This window comes from Streptomyces sp. NPDC047081 (genome assembly GCF_040643775.1).
Lineage (GTDB): Bacteria > Actinomycetota > Actinomycetes > Streptomycetales > Streptomycetaceae > Streptomyces.
The window spans coordinates 123,125-138,713 of record NZ_JBEYUY010000003.1 but is presented as its reverse complement, the minus strand read 5'-3'; the positions used below and the strand labels follow the sequence as shown (position 1 = coordinate 138,713).

General features: G+C 72.0%; 14 protein-coding genes. 12 read left to right on the top strand and 2 right to left on the bottom strand.

Features of this window, described 5'->3' with window-relative positions; translation table 11 throughout:
* Positions 1-115: 115 nt before the first annotated feature.
* On the bottom strand, positions 116-961 hold the full coding sequence (locus ABZ848_RS06345; RefSeq protein ID WP_360826176.1) for an HAD family hydrolase: 846 nt from the start codon (positions 959-961) through the stop codon (positions 116-118).
* 579 nt (positions 962-1,540) lie between these two features.
* Between ABZ848_RS06345 and ssd the strand changes: the two genes are divergently transcribed.
* The 7 genes from ssd to ABZ848_RS06310 all read left to right on the top strand — a co-directional run bounded on the left by ssd (position 1,541) and on the right by ABZ848_RS06310 (position 6,710).
* Entirely contained in the window at positions 1,541-2,641 is a 1,101-nt protein-coding gene (ssd, locus tag ABZ848_RS06340) for a septum site-determining protein Ssd (protein WP_360826173.1), read from the top strand.
* Positions 2,638-3,834, top strand: a complete 1,197-nt coding sequence (locus ABZ848_RS06335; protein ID WP_360826170.1) for a TadA family conjugal transfer-associated ATPase — start codon at positions 2,638-2,640, stop codon at positions 3,832-3,834. The genes ssd and ABZ848_RS06335 overlap by 4 nt, the downstream gene beginning before the upstream one ends.
* Positions 3,827-4,687, top strand: a complete 861-nt coding sequence (locus ABZ848_RS06330; protein WP_360826168.1) for a type II secretion system F family protein — start codon at positions 3,827-3,829, stop codon at positions 4,685-4,687. Before ABZ848_RS06335 ends, ABZ848_RS06330 begins: the two co-directional genes overlap by 8 nt.
* Positions 4,688-4,753: 66 nt before the next feature.
* Entirely contained in the window at positions 4,754-5,542 is a 789-nt protein-coding gene (locus ABZ848_RS06325; protein WP_360826165.1) for a type II secretion system F family protein, read from the top strand.
* 76 nt (positions 5,543-5,618) lie between these two features.
* Positions 5,619-5,828: a DUF4244 domain-containing protein gene (locus tag ABZ848_RS06320; protein ID WP_360826162.1), complete on the top strand. Its 210-nt coding sequence runs from the start codon at positions 5,619-5,621 to the stop codon at positions 5,826-5,828.
* Positions 5,815-6,183, top strand: a complete 369-nt coding sequence (locus ABZ848_RS06315) for a TadE family type IV pilus minor pilin (RefSeq protein ID WP_360826159.1) — start codon at positions 5,815-5,817, stop codon at positions 6,181-6,183. Before ABZ848_RS06320 ends, ABZ848_RS06315 begins: the two co-directional genes overlap by 14 nt.
* A 164-nt stretch (positions 6,184-6,347) precedes the next feature.
* Positions 6,348-6,710 (top strand): Rv3654c family TadE-like protein, encoded by a 363-nt coding sequence (locus tag ABZ848_RS06310; RefSeq protein ID WP_360827146.1) that lies wholly within the window; start codon positions 6,348-6,350, stop codon positions 6,708-6,710.
* On the opposite strand, the gene ABZ848_RS06305 is transcribed toward ABZ848_RS06310, so the two are convergent.
* Positions 6,604-9,240 (bottom strand): DEAD/DEAH box helicase, encoded by a 2,637-nt coding sequence (locus tag ABZ848_RS06305; RefSeq protein ID WP_360826156.1) that lies wholly within the window; start codon positions 9,238-9,240, stop codon positions 6,604-6,606. The two genes, ABZ848_RS06310 and ABZ848_RS06305, sit on opposite strands and share 107 nt — an antisense overlap.
* Positions 9,241-9,401: 161 nt before the next feature.
* Between ABZ848_RS06305 and bldG the strand changes: the two genes are divergently transcribed.
* The 5 genes from bldG (at position 9,402) to ABZ848_RS06280 (ending at position 15,450) form a co-directional block, all read left to right on the top strand.
* Positions 9,402-9,743, top strand: coding sequence for an anti-sigma factor antagonist BldG (gene bldG / locus ABZ848_RS06300; RefSeq protein WP_003975386.1), 342 nt, complete (start codon positions 9,402-9,404; stop codon positions 9,741-9,743).
* Between the two features lie 131 nt (positions 9,744-9,874).
* The gene (locus ABZ848_RS06295; RefSeq protein WP_360826153.1) at positions 9,875-10,306 is read left to right on the top strand and encodes an ATP-binding protein; all 432 of its coding nucleotides are present in this window, start codon (positions 9,875-9,877) and stop codon (positions 10,304-10,306) included.
* Between the two features lie 324 nt (positions 10,307-10,630).
* Positions 10,631-13,039, top strand: a complete 2,409-nt coding sequence (locus ABZ848_RS06290) for a sodium-translocating pyrophosphatase (protein WP_360826150.1) — start codon at positions 10,631-10,633, stop codon at positions 13,037-13,039.
* A gap of 230 nt (positions 13,040-13,269) precedes the next feature.
* Positions 13,270-13,860, top strand: a complete 591-nt coding sequence (locus tag ABZ848_RS06285; protein WP_360826147.1) for a small secreted protein — start codon at positions 13,270-13,272, stop codon at positions 13,858-13,860.
* A gap of 63 nt (positions 13,861-13,923) precedes the next feature.
* Positions 13,924-15,450 carry a class I SAM-dependent methyltransferase gene (locus tag ABZ848_RS06280; RefSeq protein ID WP_360826144.1) on the top strand — a complete coding sequence of 509 codons (1,527 nt, stop codon included), beginning with the start codon at positions 13,924-13,926 and terminating at the stop codon, positions 15,448-15,450.
* Positions 15,451-15,589: the final 139 nt, after the last annotated feature.

The following is a 15,589-nucleotide window of genomic DNA, read 5'->3' as shown; positions in this document are numbered from 1 at the left end:
TCCTTGGTCTCGCGGGCCGTTAAACCCTTTGTACTCCAGGTCCGAAGCAAGCGGAACCCCCGGCTGTACTTCTTTACTTTTAGTCTCAAATTGGTTTCAAACGGACACGGGTATGTCAGACGGTCGCGGCCCGGCGGCGGCTGGCGTACCAGACCAGGCCCGCGGTGGCCGCCGCGGCCCCTATGGCGGCCGCCGCGACAAGGGCCGGGCGGGGCGGTACGGAGAATCCCGGGATGCGCTGCTTGAGCCGTACCGGTCGGTGGAAATCGAGAATCGGCCACCCGCGCGCGAGTGCCTCGCGACGCAGCGCACGGTCCGGATTCACCGCATGGGGATGCCCGACGGACTGGAGCATCGGCAGATCGGTCGCCGAATCGCTGTAGGCGTAACAGCGGTCCAGGTCGTATCCCTCGGAGGCGGCCAGTTCCCTGATCGCCTCGGCCTTGGTGGGGCCGTACGCGTAGTACTCCACCTCTCCGGTGAAGCAGCCGTCCTCGCCGACCACCATGCGGGTCGCCACCACCCGGTCCGCGCCCAGCAGTTCACCGATCGGCTCGACCACCTCGGCGCCCGAGGTCGACACGATGACGACGTCGCGGCCGGCGGTGTGGTGCTCCTCGATGAGGGAGGCGGCCTCGTCGTAGATGATCGGGTCGATCAGGTCGTGCAGCGTCTCGGCGACGATCTCCTTGACCTGCTGGACGTTCCAGCCGCGGACGAGCTGCGAGAGGTACTCGCGCGTGCGCTCCATCTGGTCGTGGTCCATACCGCCGACGAGGAACACGAACTGGGTGTACGCCGACCGCAAGGCGGCCCTGCGGTTGATCAGCCCGCCTTGGTAGAACGACTTGCTGAACGTGAGCGTGCTCGACTTCGCAATGACCGTCTTGTCCAGGTCGAAGAAGGCCGCTGTGCGGGGCAAGGAGTGGTTTTCCACGCCCCGAGCATAGGCGCAGCCCATTCGGCGTAAGGTGGGGCGCGTGGGTTTGCCTGAGAGGGCTCTCGGGTACACCATGGAAGTCACGGATCGTTCGCGACCGTGCTAACCCGGTCCGGCTCCTCCCCCCCCGAGTCGGCCGTGGAGACGACCCCCACTCTCCCCCCCGGTGGGGGTCGTCGCATGTCCGGGTGGGTTTTCACTCCTCCCCTCTTTCCCTGCGTGGTCGTACGACCGTCCCGGGGCGGCTGCGGCCGCCCCTTCCGCATGTGCATGATCCGTCACTGTGCGTAGTGCTGGCGCTGCTCTGCGGAAGTCGCACAGAGGTCGGTACAGGGCTCACCGGTATGGGTGACGGCGATATTCACAACCGCCGAGTTGTCCACAGTTATCGACCAAGATCCACACGATTTCCGGGAGCGCTGCACCGTGATTCCAACGCGTCCCGGCCGCACCGAGTTCATGACCGGATCCGGTTAGTCGGGCGGGTTTGGCCGGTTCCTATCGGCCGTTCATATGGAGGCCGGTTGCCGGTTCTTCACATGTTTGGGAATCGCGGGGCCGCAGGGGCCCGGCGAGTTGCAGCGAAGGGGGATGGACACCGTGGCCGGAGCAGTCACACAGGAACCACCGCCGGCCGCCTCGGGGCGGCAGGCCGGACCGCTGATCGTCACGGAGGACGTGGAGCTCCTCGACGACCTGCTGCGGCTGTGCGCCGCGGCCGGGGCGACACCGGAGGTCCACCACTCGGTGCCGGAGCGCGCGGGCGGCTGGGAGGCCGCACCGCTCGTCCTGGTCGGCGACGACGCGGCCCGGCGGGTGCGCGGGGCCGCGCGCAGACGGGGAGTGGTGCTGGTCGGCCGCGACCAGGACGACTCGGGGGTGTGGCGCCGGGCCGTCGAGATCGGCGCCGACCACGTCCTGATGCTGCCGGACGGCGAGCAGTGGCTGGTCGACCGGATCGCCGACGTGGCCGAGGGCGTCGGCCGGCCCGCCCTCACCGTCGGCGTCATCGGAGGACGCGGCGGGGCCGGAGCGTCCACGCTCGCGTGCGCCCTCGCCGTCACCTCCGCGCGTGAGGGGCTGCGCACCCTGCTCGTGGACGCCGATCCGCTGGGCGGCGGACTCGACGTACTTCTCGGCGGCGAGACCGCCGAGGGCCTGCGCTGGCCCGCCTTCGCGGCCTCCCGGGGCCGGGTCGGCGGCGGCGCGCTGGAGGAGTCCCTGCCCGAGCTGCACTCGCTGCGGGTGCTCAGCTGGGACCGCGGCGACCGCATCGCCGTACCCGCGCAGGCGGTACGGGCGGTGCTCGCGGCGGCCAGACGGCGCGGTGGCACGGTCGTCGTCGACCTCCCGCGCCGTATCGACGACGGGGTCGCCGAGGCGCTCGCCCAGCTCGACCTCGGGGTCCTCGTGGTCCCCGGCGAGCTGCGCGCCGTCGCCGCGGCCGGGCGGGTGGCGTCCGCCGTGGGGATGGTGGTGCGGGACCTCAGGGTGGCGGTGCGCGGGCCGTACGCTCCCGGGCTCGACGACCGCGAGGTGGCCCGGCTGCTCGGACTGCCGCTGGCCGGCGAGCTGCCGGTCGAGGCGGGGCTGGCGCGACCGGGGGAGGGCAAGGTGCCGCCCGGGGCCGGTCGGGGGCCGCTGGCGCGCTTCTGCAGGGAGTTCTGGGAGCGGGCGCTGCTGGAAGCGGGTGCGGCATGAGCGCGCCCGACGGACTTCTCGATGGCGTACGGCAGTGGCTCGTCGAGAGCGGGGCGGAGCCCACCCCCGCGCGCGTCGCACAGGCGTTGCGCGAACAGGGCCGGGTGCTCGGCGACGCCGAAGTGCTCGGAGCGGCGCGGCAGTTGCGCTCCGAGCTGGTCGGCAGCGGCCCGCTGGAGCCGCTCCTCGCCGACCCGTCGGTGACCGACGTACTGGTGTCGGCACCCGACCGGGTGTGGGTGGACCGGGGTGGCGGCCTGGAGCTGACCGGCGTCTCCTTCCCGGACGCGGCAGCGGTACGACGCCTCGCGCAGCGCCTGGCCGCGGTGGCCGGACGTCGCCTGGACGACGCCCGCCCCTGGGCCGACGCCCGGCTGCCCGACGGGACCCGGCTGCACGCGGTGCTGCCACCGGTGGCCGTGGGCTGCACCTGCCTGTCCCTTCGGGTGGTACGACCGCGGGCGTTCACGCTCGCCGAACTCGTGGCGGCGGGAACGGTGCCGCCGGGCGGGGACCGCGTCCTGCGGGCGCTGCTCGACGCCCGCCTGTCCTTCCTGATCAGCGGCGGCACCGGCAGCGGCAAGACGACGCTGCTGAGCGCGCTGCTCGGGCTGGTGGGCCCGGGCGAGCGGATCGTCCTGGCCGAGGACTCGGCGGAGCTGCGGCCGGATCATCCACACGTCGTACGGCTGGAGTCCAGACCGGCCAACCAGGAGGGCGCGGGCCTGGTCACGCTGCAGGACCTGGTGCGGCAGGCGCTGCGGATGCGGCCGGACCGGCTGGTCGTGGGTGAGGTGCGCGGGCCCGAAGTGGTGCATCTGCTGGCCGCGTTGAACACCGGCCACGAAGGGGGCTGCGGAACGGTCCACGCCAACGCCGCGGCCGACGTGCCGGCCCGGCTGGAGGCGCTCGGTACGGCGGCCGGCCTCGACCGGGCCGCGCTGCACAGCCAGTTGGCGGCGGCGCTGTCGGTGGTCCTGCATCTCGTACGGGACCGCTCCGGGCGCCGGCGGATCGCCGAGGTGCATGTGCTGGAACGGGATGCGGCCGGGCTGGTGCGGACGGTGCCGGCGCTGCGGTGGGGCGCGGAGGCCTTCGCGCACGAGCGGGGGTGGGAGCGGCTGCGGGGGCTGCTTCGGGGCGAGTACGTCGAAGCGGGGCGACACGGTGGACAAGGGGGACGACATGGGTGAGACGGCGATGGGGGCGGCCGTGCTGTGCGTCGGGGCGGCGGCTCTGCTGCTCGGCGGATGGCATTCCGGGGCCCGGCGGGCGGAGTTGATGCTCGCGGGCGGAGGGGCGGTCGGGGACGGGCCGCCTTCCTGGCGGGAGACGGTCCGGAAACTACGGCGGATTCGGGGCCGGTTGAGGCCCGAATGGTGGGTGCTGGCCGTCGGTCTGGTGCTCGCGGTGCTGGGCGCATCGGTGGTGCCGGTCGTCGCGGGGGCGGCCGGAGTACCGGTGCTGCGACGGCTGCGGCTGGCCGGGGAGGCCCGGCGGGCCCGGGAGCGGCGCGCGGACGGGGTGATCGGGCTGTGCGGGGCGGTCGCCGGGGAGGTACGGGCGGGCCGGCAGCCGGAGGAGGCGCTGCTGCGGGCCGCACGGGACCCCGACGGACTCGGGGACGCGCAGGCGGCGGTACTGGCGGCGGCCCGCTTCGGCGGCGACGTCCCGGGCGCGCTCGCCGGGGCGGCACGACAGCCGGGCGCCCAAGGGCTGCTGGGACTGGCGGCGTGCTGGCGGGTGGCGGTGGACCAGGGGGCGGGCCTCGCGACCGGCCTCGACCGCCTGGCAGCGGCGCTGCGGGCGGAACGGGACCAACGCGCGGATCTGCGCGCGCAGTTGGCGGGCGCCCGGTCGACGGCACTGATGCTTGCGGGATTGCCGGCGGTGGGGCTGCTGCTCGGGGCGGCATTGGGGGCCGATCCGTTGCGTGTCCTGCTGCATACGGGGGCGGGGATGGGGTGCTTGGTGGTTGGGGGGTTGCTGGAGGGGGTGGGGGTGTGGTGGGCGATGCGGATTGTGCGGGGGGCGGAGGGGGTGTGAGGGCGGGGCGGGCCGAGGTGGGTGTCGGTGCAGTGCGGGTCGGACGGGTTGAGGAAAGGAGTCGTGGTGAGTGCGGAAGTTGTCCACAGGCTGGGGGTGGCCGTGGGGATGTTGCTCGGTCTCGCGTGGCTGCTTCGGTGGGTGGAAGGGGTGCGGCGGGAGCGGAGGGTTCGGCGGCGGTTGGCCGAGTTGGTGGCGCTTGCCGAGGTGACGGGAGCCGGTCGGCGGGCGGAGAGGCTTGCGGCTGCGCGGCGGTGGGCGCCCCTGGTGGGTGTGGTGTGTGCCGGGTGGGTGTTGGTCGGTGGGTTCGGCGGTGTGCTCGTGGGCGTGGCCTGCGCGGTCGGATTGTGGCGGTGGCGGCGTAAGCAGGCGGGCGCGGTGGCCGCCGGTGCGGTCGATTCCGGCGAGGCCGCTCGGCAACTTCCGCTCGCCGCCGATCTGTTGGCCGCCTGCATCGCCGCGGGGGCCGGTCCGGTGGTCGCCGCGCAGGCCGTGGGCGAGGCGCTCGGCGGTCCTGTCGGGGACGCGTTGGCGCGGGGTGCTGCCGAGGTGCGGCTGGGCGGTGAACCGGGCGAGGCCTGGCGGAGGTTGGCCGCGCTGCCAGGAGCCGGGGCCCTGGCCGGGCTGCTGGAGCGGGCCGACGTCTCGGGACTCCCGGCCGCGGGACCGGTGGCCCGGCTGGCCGGCGAGGCCCGTGCCGACTGGGGGCGCGCGGCGACGGCGCGGGCGCGGCGGGCGGCCGTCATGGTCACCGTCCCGGTGGGGCTGTGCTTTCTACCCGCCTTCATCGCGGTCGGCGTACTGCCCGTGGTGATCGGGCTCGCGGGCGGCGTGCTGGGAGGGGGTGCCGGATGACGGCGGAGGGCTGAGCGGGCAGCGGGCGACGACTGGACGACGAAAGCTAACGGAACGGAACCTCACGGGGGTTGAGATGTACAAGGCGGTACGGGCGCGGCTGTGTGCCCTGGTGTGCAGGGTGCGGGCGGCGCGGAGTGACGGGGGGATGGTCACCTCCGAGTACGCGATGGGGATCGTGGCGGCGGTGGCGTTCGCGGTGGTCCTTTACAAGGTGGTGACGAGCGGGGCCGTCAGCGAGGAGCTGCAGGACATCGTGAAGCGGGCCCTCGATGCGCCGATGTGAGCGGGGCGCGGACCGGGGGTTCGTGACGGCGGAGTCGGCCGTGGTGCTGCCCGTGCTGGTGATGTTCGCGACGGCGCTGGTGTGGGGGCTGCTGGTGGTGGCCGCGCAGATCCAGTGCGTGGATGCGGCGAGGACGGGGGCGCGGGCGGCCGCCCGCCAGGATCCGGCCGACGCGGTCGTCGAGGCGACCAGGCGGGCGGCACCGCGCGGGGCGGAGGTCACGGTGAGCAGAGAGGGCGACCAGGTCCGGGTGACGGTCACGGCGAGGCCGCCGGCCCTGCGCGCGTTGCCCTTCGAGGTACGGGAGGAGGCCGTGGCGGCGGCGGAGGAGACGGTGGGGGTGAGGGTGCCGTGAGGGGCACGGCTGCGGGGCGCCGCTGGGCGGCCGCGTCTCACAGGGGCCGTCGTATCGCCTCCGCATGGCGATCGGGCGGGGTTGCCTCCGCATGGCGTTCCGACCGTGCCGCCTCCCCATGGCGTTCCGACCGAGGCTCCGCCACCGTCTGGAGCCTCGGTGCCATCGCCGTGCTCTGCGTGGTCTTCGGGATCGTGCTCGCGCTGGGGCAGGCCGTGGTGGTCCGGCATCGGGCCGCCGGCGGTGCGGATCTCGCGGCGCTGGCCGCGGCGGACCACTGGGCGGACGGGGGTACGGCGGCGTGCGCCCGGGCCGACCGGGTGGCTCGGGCGCAGGGCGTGCGGCTGGTGCGGTGCGTGGTCGTGGGCGAGATCTCGGACGTGACGGCGGCATCGGGCCGGGGCCCGTTCACGGCGGAGGTCAGGGCACGGGCGGGGCCTGCGGGGCCGGATCCGGCGTCGACCTCTCCGCCCGCGCCCCCTCCGGACCCCCTACGGACGGCCCCACCGGCACCGACGGCTCCCTGACGCCTTCTCCGGGCTCCCCCTGGGCCGACGGCTCTGTGCCGCCCTCCTTGGGTCCTCCCGAGGCCGACGGTCCCCTGGCACCCTCTGCGGGCTCCCCTTGGACCGACGGTTCCTCGGCACCCTCCCCAAGCCCCCCTTGCCCCGACGCCTCCCCACCCTTCTCCTCCGCCGCCCCCCGCAAAAGCACCGTGAGCAACCGCACCGCCCCCCTCTTGTGCAGCGGGTCGTTGCCGTTGCCGCACTTGGGGGACTGGATGCAGGACGGGCAGCCGGACTCGCACTCGCAGGAGGCGATGGCCTCGCGGGTGGCCGTCAGCCAGGTGCGGGCCGTGTGGAAGGCGCGTTCCGCGAAGCCCGCGCCGCCCGGGTGGCCGTCGTAGACGAAGACCGTCGGGAGGAGGGTGTCGGGGTGGAGCGGGATCGAGACGCCGCCGATGTCCCAGCGGTCGCAGGTCGCGAAGAGGGGGAGGAGGCCGATCGAGGCGTGCTCGGCGGCGTGCAGGGCGCCGCCGAGGATCTCGGGGTTGATGCGGGCCTCGTCGAGCTGGTCCTCGGTGACCGTCCACCACACCGCGCGGGTGCGCAGCGTGCGGGCGGGGAGGTCGAGCTTCGTCTCGCCCAGTACCTCGCCGGTGATGAGCCGGCGGCGCAGGAAGGAGACCACCTGGTTGGTGACCTCGACGGAGCCGTAGCACAACCGGCCCTCGCCCCAGGGGACTTCGACGTCCGTCTCCAGGACGGAGATGGACGTGGTGTCGCGGGCGACGGTCGAATACGAGGGGCTCGCCTCCTCGACCAGGGCCACCGAGTCCTCCAGGTCCAGGGATCGGACGAGATACGTGCGGCCCTGGTGGAGGTGGACCGCGCCCTCGTGCACCGTCGTGTGCGCGGCGCCCGCGTCGACCGTGCCGAGCAGGCGGCCCGTGCCCGACTCGACGATCTGGACCGGTCGCCCGCCCTCGCCGCGGATGTCGGTGAGGTCGGCGGCCCGTTCCCGGCGCGTCCAGTGCCAGGCCTTCGTACGGCGGCGCAGCAGCTTCGCGGCCTCCAGCTGGCCCAGCAGCTCCTCCGTGGCGGGGCCGAACAGCTCCATGTCCTCGTCCGTCAGCGGCAGTTCGGCCGCAGCGGCGCACAGGTGCGGGGCGAGGACGTACGGGTTGTCGGGGTCGAGGACCGTCGACTCCACCGGCTGGTCGAAGAGGGCCTCGGGGTGATGGACGAGGAAGGTGTCCAGGGGGTCGTCGCGGGCGACGAGGACCGCGAGGGCGCCCTGCCCGGCGCGGCCCGCCCGGCCCGCCTGCTGCCACAGGGAGGCGCGCGTGCCCGGGTAGCCGGCGATCACCACCGCGTCCAGGCCGGAGACATCGATGCCGAGTTCGAGGGCGGTGGTGGCGGCCAGGCCCAGCAACTCGCCCGAGTGGAGGGCCTGTTCGAGGGCGCGGCGCTCCTCCGGGAGGTAGCCGCCGCGGTACGCCGCCACGCGCCGGGCCAGGGAGCGGTCGACCTCGGCGAGGCGTTCCTGGGCGATGACCGAGATCAGCTCGGCGCCGCGCCGGGAGCGGACGAAGGCCACCGAGCGCACGCCCTGCACGGTCAGGTCGGTGAGGAGGTCCGCGGTCTCCGCCGTGGCCGTACGGCGGACCGGCGCGCCCTTCTCGCCCTGCAGCTCGGTGAGCGGGGGCTCCCAGAGGGCGAACACCAGTTCACCGCGTGGGGAGGCGTCGTCGGCGACCTCGAGCACCGGGAGGCCGGTGAGGCGGCGGGCGGCGACGGCCGGGTCGGCGGCGGTCGCGGAGGCCAGCAGGAAGACCGGGGAGGCGCCGTAGCGGGCGCAGAGGCGGCGCAGGCGGCGCAGTACCTGGGCGACATGGGAGCCGAAGACGCCCCGGTAGGTGTGGCACTCGTCGATGACGACGTACTTCAGCGCCTTCAGGAAGGAGGCCCAGCGGGAGTGGGACGGGAGTATTCCCCGGTGCAGCATGTCGGGGTTGGTCAGCACGTAGTTGGCGTACTGGCGGACCCACTCGCGTTCCTCGAACGGGGTGTCGCCGTCGTACACCGCGGGGCGTACGGCATTTCCCAGCGGTTGTGAAAGTTCCTTCACGGATCTGCGCTGGTCGGCCGCCAGAGCCTTGGTGGGGGCCAGGTAGAGAGCCGTGGCGCCGCGGCCGTTCGGGGCCTCGGAGCCGTCCAGGAGCGTGGAGAGGACGGGTACGAGATACGCCAGGGACTTGCCGGACGCCGTGCCGGTGGCGACCACCACCGAGTCGCCGTCCAGCGCGTGCTCGGCGGCGAGGGCCTGATGGGCCCAGGGATGCTCGATGCCGCACTCCTGGACGGCCGCGATGACCTCCGAACGAATCCGGTCAGGCCAGACGGCATGGCGGCCCTCGCGCGGGGGCAAGTGCTCCGTATGAGTGATGCGCGAAGCCCGGCTCGGCCCGGAGGCGAGCCGGCCCAGGACCGTGGCCGGCGCGAGCCGGGAGACGGGGTCCGTCGGGGATCGATCGGATCGGTGATTCTTGGCCATCGGCACCGAGTGTGTCACTGGCGTGACGGACAATGGGACCAAGGCGTCGTGCACGCCTGCCGTAAGTGATTGAATGCCATCGCGGCTGGCGAACCGTTCCGGGGGCTCTGCCGAGGTGTCCCGAGGGGCGACCGCTCGAGTAGCAAGGTGCTGGAGGATCCGTGGACCTGTCCCTGTCGACCCGTACCGTCGGCGATCGTACGGTCGTCGAGGTCGGTGGCGAAATCGACGTATATACCGCGCCCAAGTTGCGTGAGCAGCTGGTCGAGCTGGTGAACGACGGGAGTTTCCACCTCGTCGTCGACATGGAGGGCGTCGACTTCCTCGACTCCACCGGGCTCGGCGTGCTGGTCGGCGGCCTGAAGCGGGTGCGTGCCCATGAGGGCTCGCTGCGCCTGGTCTGCAACCAGGAGCGCATTCTGAAGATCTTCCGCATCACCGGCCTCACCAAGGTGTTCCCGATCCACACCTCGGTCGAGGAAGCGGTGGCGGCGACCGACTGATCGACCGGCCCACAGGGAGCGGGAAAGGACCGCTCCGGGCCGGAAGAAGGACGGAAGTAGTACCAACAGGGGGTCCGGGCTTTCGGCGGCCCGGTCCCCCGACAGCACGCCCGTAGTTCCGAGGGGGATGCATGGCCACCGTTGAACTCCGCTTCAGCGCGCTGCCCGAGCACGTCAGGACCGCACGGCTGGTGGCGGCGGCGGTGGCGCGCAGGGCCGGAGTGGACGAGGCCGTCCTCGACGAAGTCAGACTCGCCGTCGGCGAGGCCTGCACACGGGCCGTGGGACTGCACCAGAGCGCCGGCATCACCGCGCCGGTGAAGGTGCAGCTGATCGAGGAGGAGAAGCAGTTCTCCATCGAGGTCGGCGACGAGGCGCCGCGCATCGCCCCGGGAGACCGGGCGCCGGGTGCGGCGGGCGACGACCTGGAGGCCGAGGAGGACGAGATGGGCCTCGCGGTCATCAGCGGCCTCGTCGACGACGTCGAGGTCACCGCCGGGGAGAACGGCGGGCAGATCCGGATGACCTGGCCCACCGCCCCGCCCAGTGCGGTGCTTGCCTGAGCCACCGCTGAGCTTCCGTACCCGAAGGGCCCTACCTCGTAGGGCCCTTCGGCATGTCGGCGCACAAGGCCGCGCACCTACATTGGTCAGGTGCGATGGATTTCGTGAATTCCTTCACGATCAATCACCCGATAATTCGATCAAGTCAATGTCGGCGTCAATGGCTTTGGAGCATTACCACTTTCGGGTTCTGTGGCGTGACGTCGATCATTTGCTGAAGAGCATGTGAAGGCCAATTCCGTTTACCGTGGACTGTTTTGATCAGCATGCGGTACCTAGAATCCGTCCACATCTTGAGCTCAGCACAGGCGTCAAGGAGGACGAATGGCGGGGCTTTCTACCCCTCATCAGTTTGACCACCCCACAACCTTCGCAGCCGCAGTCCTGACCGACGACAACCGGATCATCGTGATGGTCATCGGGCTCGTCGCCCTGGCTGCCCTCGTGGTCGCGGGCGTCCTGGTGCGCCAGGTACTCGCGGCGGGCGAGGGCACCGACAGCATGAAGGAGATCGCGGGAGCCGTACAGGAAGGCGCCAACGCCTATCTGGCCCGGCAGCTGCGCACGCTCGGCGTATTCGCCGTGGTCGTGTTCTTCCTGCTCATGCTGCTGCCCGCGGACGACTGGAATCAGCGGGCAGGCCGATCGATCTTCTTCCTGATCGGCGCGGCGTTCTCGGCGGCCACCGGTTATATCGGCATGTGGCTGGCAGTGCGCAGCAATGTGCGTGTCGCGGCGGCGGCACGGGAAGCGACCCCGGCGGAGGGTGAGCCGGAAAAGGATCTCACCGCCGTCTCGCACAAAGCAATGAAGATCGCTTTCCGTACGGGCGGCGTCGTCGGCATGTTCACGGTGGGGCTCGGTCTGCTGGGCGCCTCCTGCGTGGTGCTGGTGTACGCGGCCGACGCGCCGAAGGTGCTCGAAGGCTTCGGCCTCGGCGCCGCCCTCATCGCCATGTTCATGCGTGTCGGCGGCGGCATCTTCACCAAGGCCGCCGACGTCGGCGCCGACCTGGTCGGCAAGGTCGAGCAGGGCATTCCGGAGGACGACCCGCGCAATGCCGCGACCATCGCCGACAACGTGGGCGACAACGTCGGCGACTGCGCGGGCATGGCGGCCGACCTCTTCGAGTCGTACGCCGTGACCCTGGTCGCCGCGCTGATCCTCGGCAAGGCGGCCTTCGGCGACTCCGGACTCGCCTTCCCGCTGATCGTGCCCGCGATCGGCGTGATCACCGCCATGATCGGCATCTTCGCCGTGGCCCCGCGCCGTGCGGACCGCAGCGGGATGTCGGCCATCAACCGCGGCTTCTTCATCTCCGCGGTGATCTCGCTCGCGCTGGTGGCGGCGGCCGTCTTCATCTATCTCCCGTCCACGTACGCGGACCTCGACGGCGTCACCGATGCCGCCATCAAGGCCAAGGACGGCGACCCGCGGATCCTCGCGGTGGTCGCGGTGGGCATCGGCATCCTGCTGGCCGCGGTGATCCAGCAGCTGACCGGCTACTTCACCGAGACCAACCGCCGCCCTGTCATGGACATCGGCAAGACCTCGCTGACCGGCCCGGCCACCGTCGTCCTCGCCGGTATCTCGGTGGGTCTGGAATCGGCCGTCTACACCGCCCTGCTGATCGGCCTCAGCGTCTACGGCGCCTTCCTGCTCGGCGGTACGTCGATCATGCTGGCGCTGTTCGCGGTGGCCCTGGCCGGCACCGGCCTGCTCACCACGGTCGGCGTGATCGTCGCCATGGACACCTTCGGCCCGGTCTCCGACAACGCGCAGGGCATCGCCGAGATGTCCGGCGACGTCGAGGGTGCAGGCGCCCAGGTGCTCACCAACCTGGACGCGGTCGGCAACACGACCAAGGCCATCACCAAGGGCATCGCCATCGCCACCGCCGTCCTGGCGGCGTCGGCGCTCTTCGGGTCGTACCGTGACGCGATCACGACGAACGTGCACGACGTCGGCGAGAAACTCACCGGCGCGGGCGCGCCGCTGAGCCTCTCGATGGACATCTCGCAGCCCAACAACCTCGTCGGTCTCATCGCGGGCGCGGCGGTCGTCTTCCTCTTCTCGGGGCTGGCGATCAACGCGGTGTCGCGGTCGGCGGGTGCGGTGGTCTACGAGGTGCGCCGGCAGTTCCGCGAGAAGCCCGGGATCATGGACTTCAGCGAGAAGCCGGAGTACGGCAAGGTCGTCGACATCTGCACCAAGGACGCCCTCAGGGAGCTCACGACGCCGGGTCTGCTGGCCGTCATGGCGCCCATCGCCATCGGGTTCACACTCGGTGTCGGCGCCCTCGGCTCGTACCTGGCCGGCGCGATCGGCACGGGCACGCTGATGGCGGTGTTCCTCGCCAACTCCGGTGGCGCGTGGGACAACGCCAAGAAGCTCGTCGAGGACGGCCACCACGGCGGCAAGGGCAGCGAGGCCCACGCCGCGACCGTGATCGGCGACACGGTCGGCGACCCCTTCAAGGACACCGCCGGTCCCGCGATCAACCCGCTGCTGAAGGTCATGAACCTGGTCTCGCTGCTCATCGCGCCCGCGGTGATCAAGTTCTCCTACGGCGACGACAAGAACCTCGGCGTGCGGATCGCGATCGCGGTCGTCGCGCTGATCGTCATCGTCGGGGCGGTCTACGTCTCCAAGCGGCGCGGAATCGCCGTCGGCGACGAGGAGGGCAAGAGCGAGCGGGTGGCCAATTCGACGGATCCCGCGGTGGTTTCGTAGACGGTCTTACGGGACCCGGTCCGGGCGGTCGTACGAGGCCCGGCCCAAAGGGCGGGCGGGAGGCGCGCGTTGGCGCGTCGCCCGCCCGTTCGCGTGTCCGCGCGCGGTATGTGTGCAGCCTCACGGTGAGCCTTCTCTCGCCTGGTGCAAATGGCTTCAAAAGGGTCCGTAGTGGATGCTCGGCATGCGGTTGGCGTGTGTGCGCCGTGTATGTTCCGGGGCCGAGAGCCATGGAAGGGACCAATCCGGTGAACAAGAAGCTCGCGGCCGCACTGTCCGGCGGTGCGGTACTGGTACTGGCGCTGTCGGGATGCAGCAGCGACGACGGCAACGACAAGCTGGACGCCTGGGCCAAGCAGGTCTGCGACTCCGTGCAGCCGCAGGCCAAGAAGATCGAGGCCGCCAACGCCGCGATCCAGAAGCAGACCTCGGACAACAGCACGCCGGAAGCGGTCCAGAAGACCGACGCGCAAGCCTTCCAGGACATGTCCGACGCCTACAAGGCGATCGGGGCCGCCGTCCAGAACGCCGGGGCGCCGAACGTCGACGACGGAGCGACGAAGCAGAAGAACGCGGTCAAGGAGCTCAACGACATCTCCGCCGCGTACGCCTCGCTGAAGACGCAGGTCGACAAGTTGAACACCAAGGACCAGGCGAAGTTCGCCGACGGCCTCAAGGACATCGCCACCTCCCTGGACAAGCTGAGCCAGAGCGGGAACGACGCGCTGAAGACCCTGGAGGAGGGCGACGTCGGCACGGCGATGGCGAAGCAGCCGAGCTGCAAGTCGGCGTCCGCGTCCGCGTCGGCGACCGGCAGCTGAGGTTCCGCGGCGGCGATCGGCGCTGCGGGCCGTGCGTACAGCGGTTGGCGACACAATGGGGGCGTGAGCGACTCCACTCTGCCTGCCCTGCCCGCCGTCCCTGCCCCCGGCCGACCCGATGTCGCCGCCCGGCTGCGGGACGCCCTGCTCGGGGCGTCCTTCACCGTCGACGGGCTGCTCGAACTGCTCGGCGCCCCCGCGTACGCGGCGCTGGCCCGCAGCGAGACCGTGCCCGCGCTCCGGGCGACCCGCGGGGACACACCGCTAGAGGTGCTCGTACGGCTGTTCCTGCTGCAGCAACCCGTGCTCCACGCGCGCGTGGCGGCCGTTCTGCCGGTCGACGCCTGTCTGGAGAGCGGGTGGCTGGTCCGGGTCGGCGCCGACGAGGTGGCCGCGACCGTGGACGTACGGCCGTACGGCGGGCCCGACGGCGAGGACTGGTTCATCGTCTCCGACCTGGGCTGCGCCGTGGGCGGGGCCGGCGGCATCGGCAGCCGTGCGGAGGGCGTCGTCCTGGGCGTCGGCGGCGCCTCCACGACCCTCGCGGGCATCACCGTCCGTACGCCCGTCTCCGCCGCCCTCGACCTCGGCACCGGCTCCGGCATCCAGGCGCTGCACGCCTCCCGCCACGCCACGCGCGTGACGGCGACCGACCTCAACCCGCGCGCGCTGCACATCACGGCGCTCACCCTGGCGCTCTCCGGCGCGCCCGCGGCCGATCTGCGCGAGGGTTCGCTCTTCGAACCCGTCCGCGCCGACGAGACGTACGACCTGATCGTCTCGAACCCGCCCTTCGTGATCTCGCCGGGCGCGCGGCTGACCTACCGGGACGGCGGGATGGGCGGGGACGATCTGTGCCGCTCGATCGTTCAGGGGGCAGGGGAACGGCTGAACGAGGGCGGGTTCGCGCAGTTCCTCGCCAACTGGCAGCACGTGGAAGGGGAGGACTGGCAGGACCGGCTCAGGTCGTGGGTGCCGCGCGGGTGCGACGCGTGGATCGTGCAGCGCGAGGTGCAGGACGTCACGCAGTACGCCGAGCTGTGGCTGCGGGACGCCGGTGACCACCGGGCGGATCCGGCGCAGTACCAGGCGCTGTACGACGCCTGGCTGGACGAGTTCGAGGCGCGCAAGGTGAGGGCGGTCGGCTTCGGCTGGATCACCCTGCGCCGGACGGGCGCCGCCGTGCCCTCGGTCACGGTGGAGGAGTGGCCGCACCCGGTCGAGCAGCCGCTCGGCGAGACGGTACGGGCGCAATTCGACCGCCTGGACTACCTGCGGGCGCACGACGACGCGGCCCTGCTGGCGGCGCACTTCAAGCTGGCCTCCGAGATCGTCCAGGAGCAGGTCGGGCTGCCCGGCGCCGAGGACCCCGAGCACGTCGTGCTGCGCCAGAACCGCGGGATGCGCCGGGCCACCAAGGTGGACACGGTCGGCGCGGGCTTCGCGGGCGTCTGCGACGGCTCGCTGAGCGCGGGGCGCATTCTGGACGCCATCGCCCAACTGGTGGGCGAGGACCCGGTGTTGCTGCGCGACCGCACTCCGGCGCAGATCAGGCTGCTGGTGGAGCAGGGGTTTCTGGAGCCGGCGTGAGGTGACGTACCGGGATTGGCGCGGGGCGATTTTCCGAGCCGGTGTCAGGCAGGCGCCGACGCGCCCCCGCCACCGGGCCCGCGTCACGGCTGGGGCGCGCCCGCACCCCTGATGCCCATGTGTCCGGTCTGGTGGGATT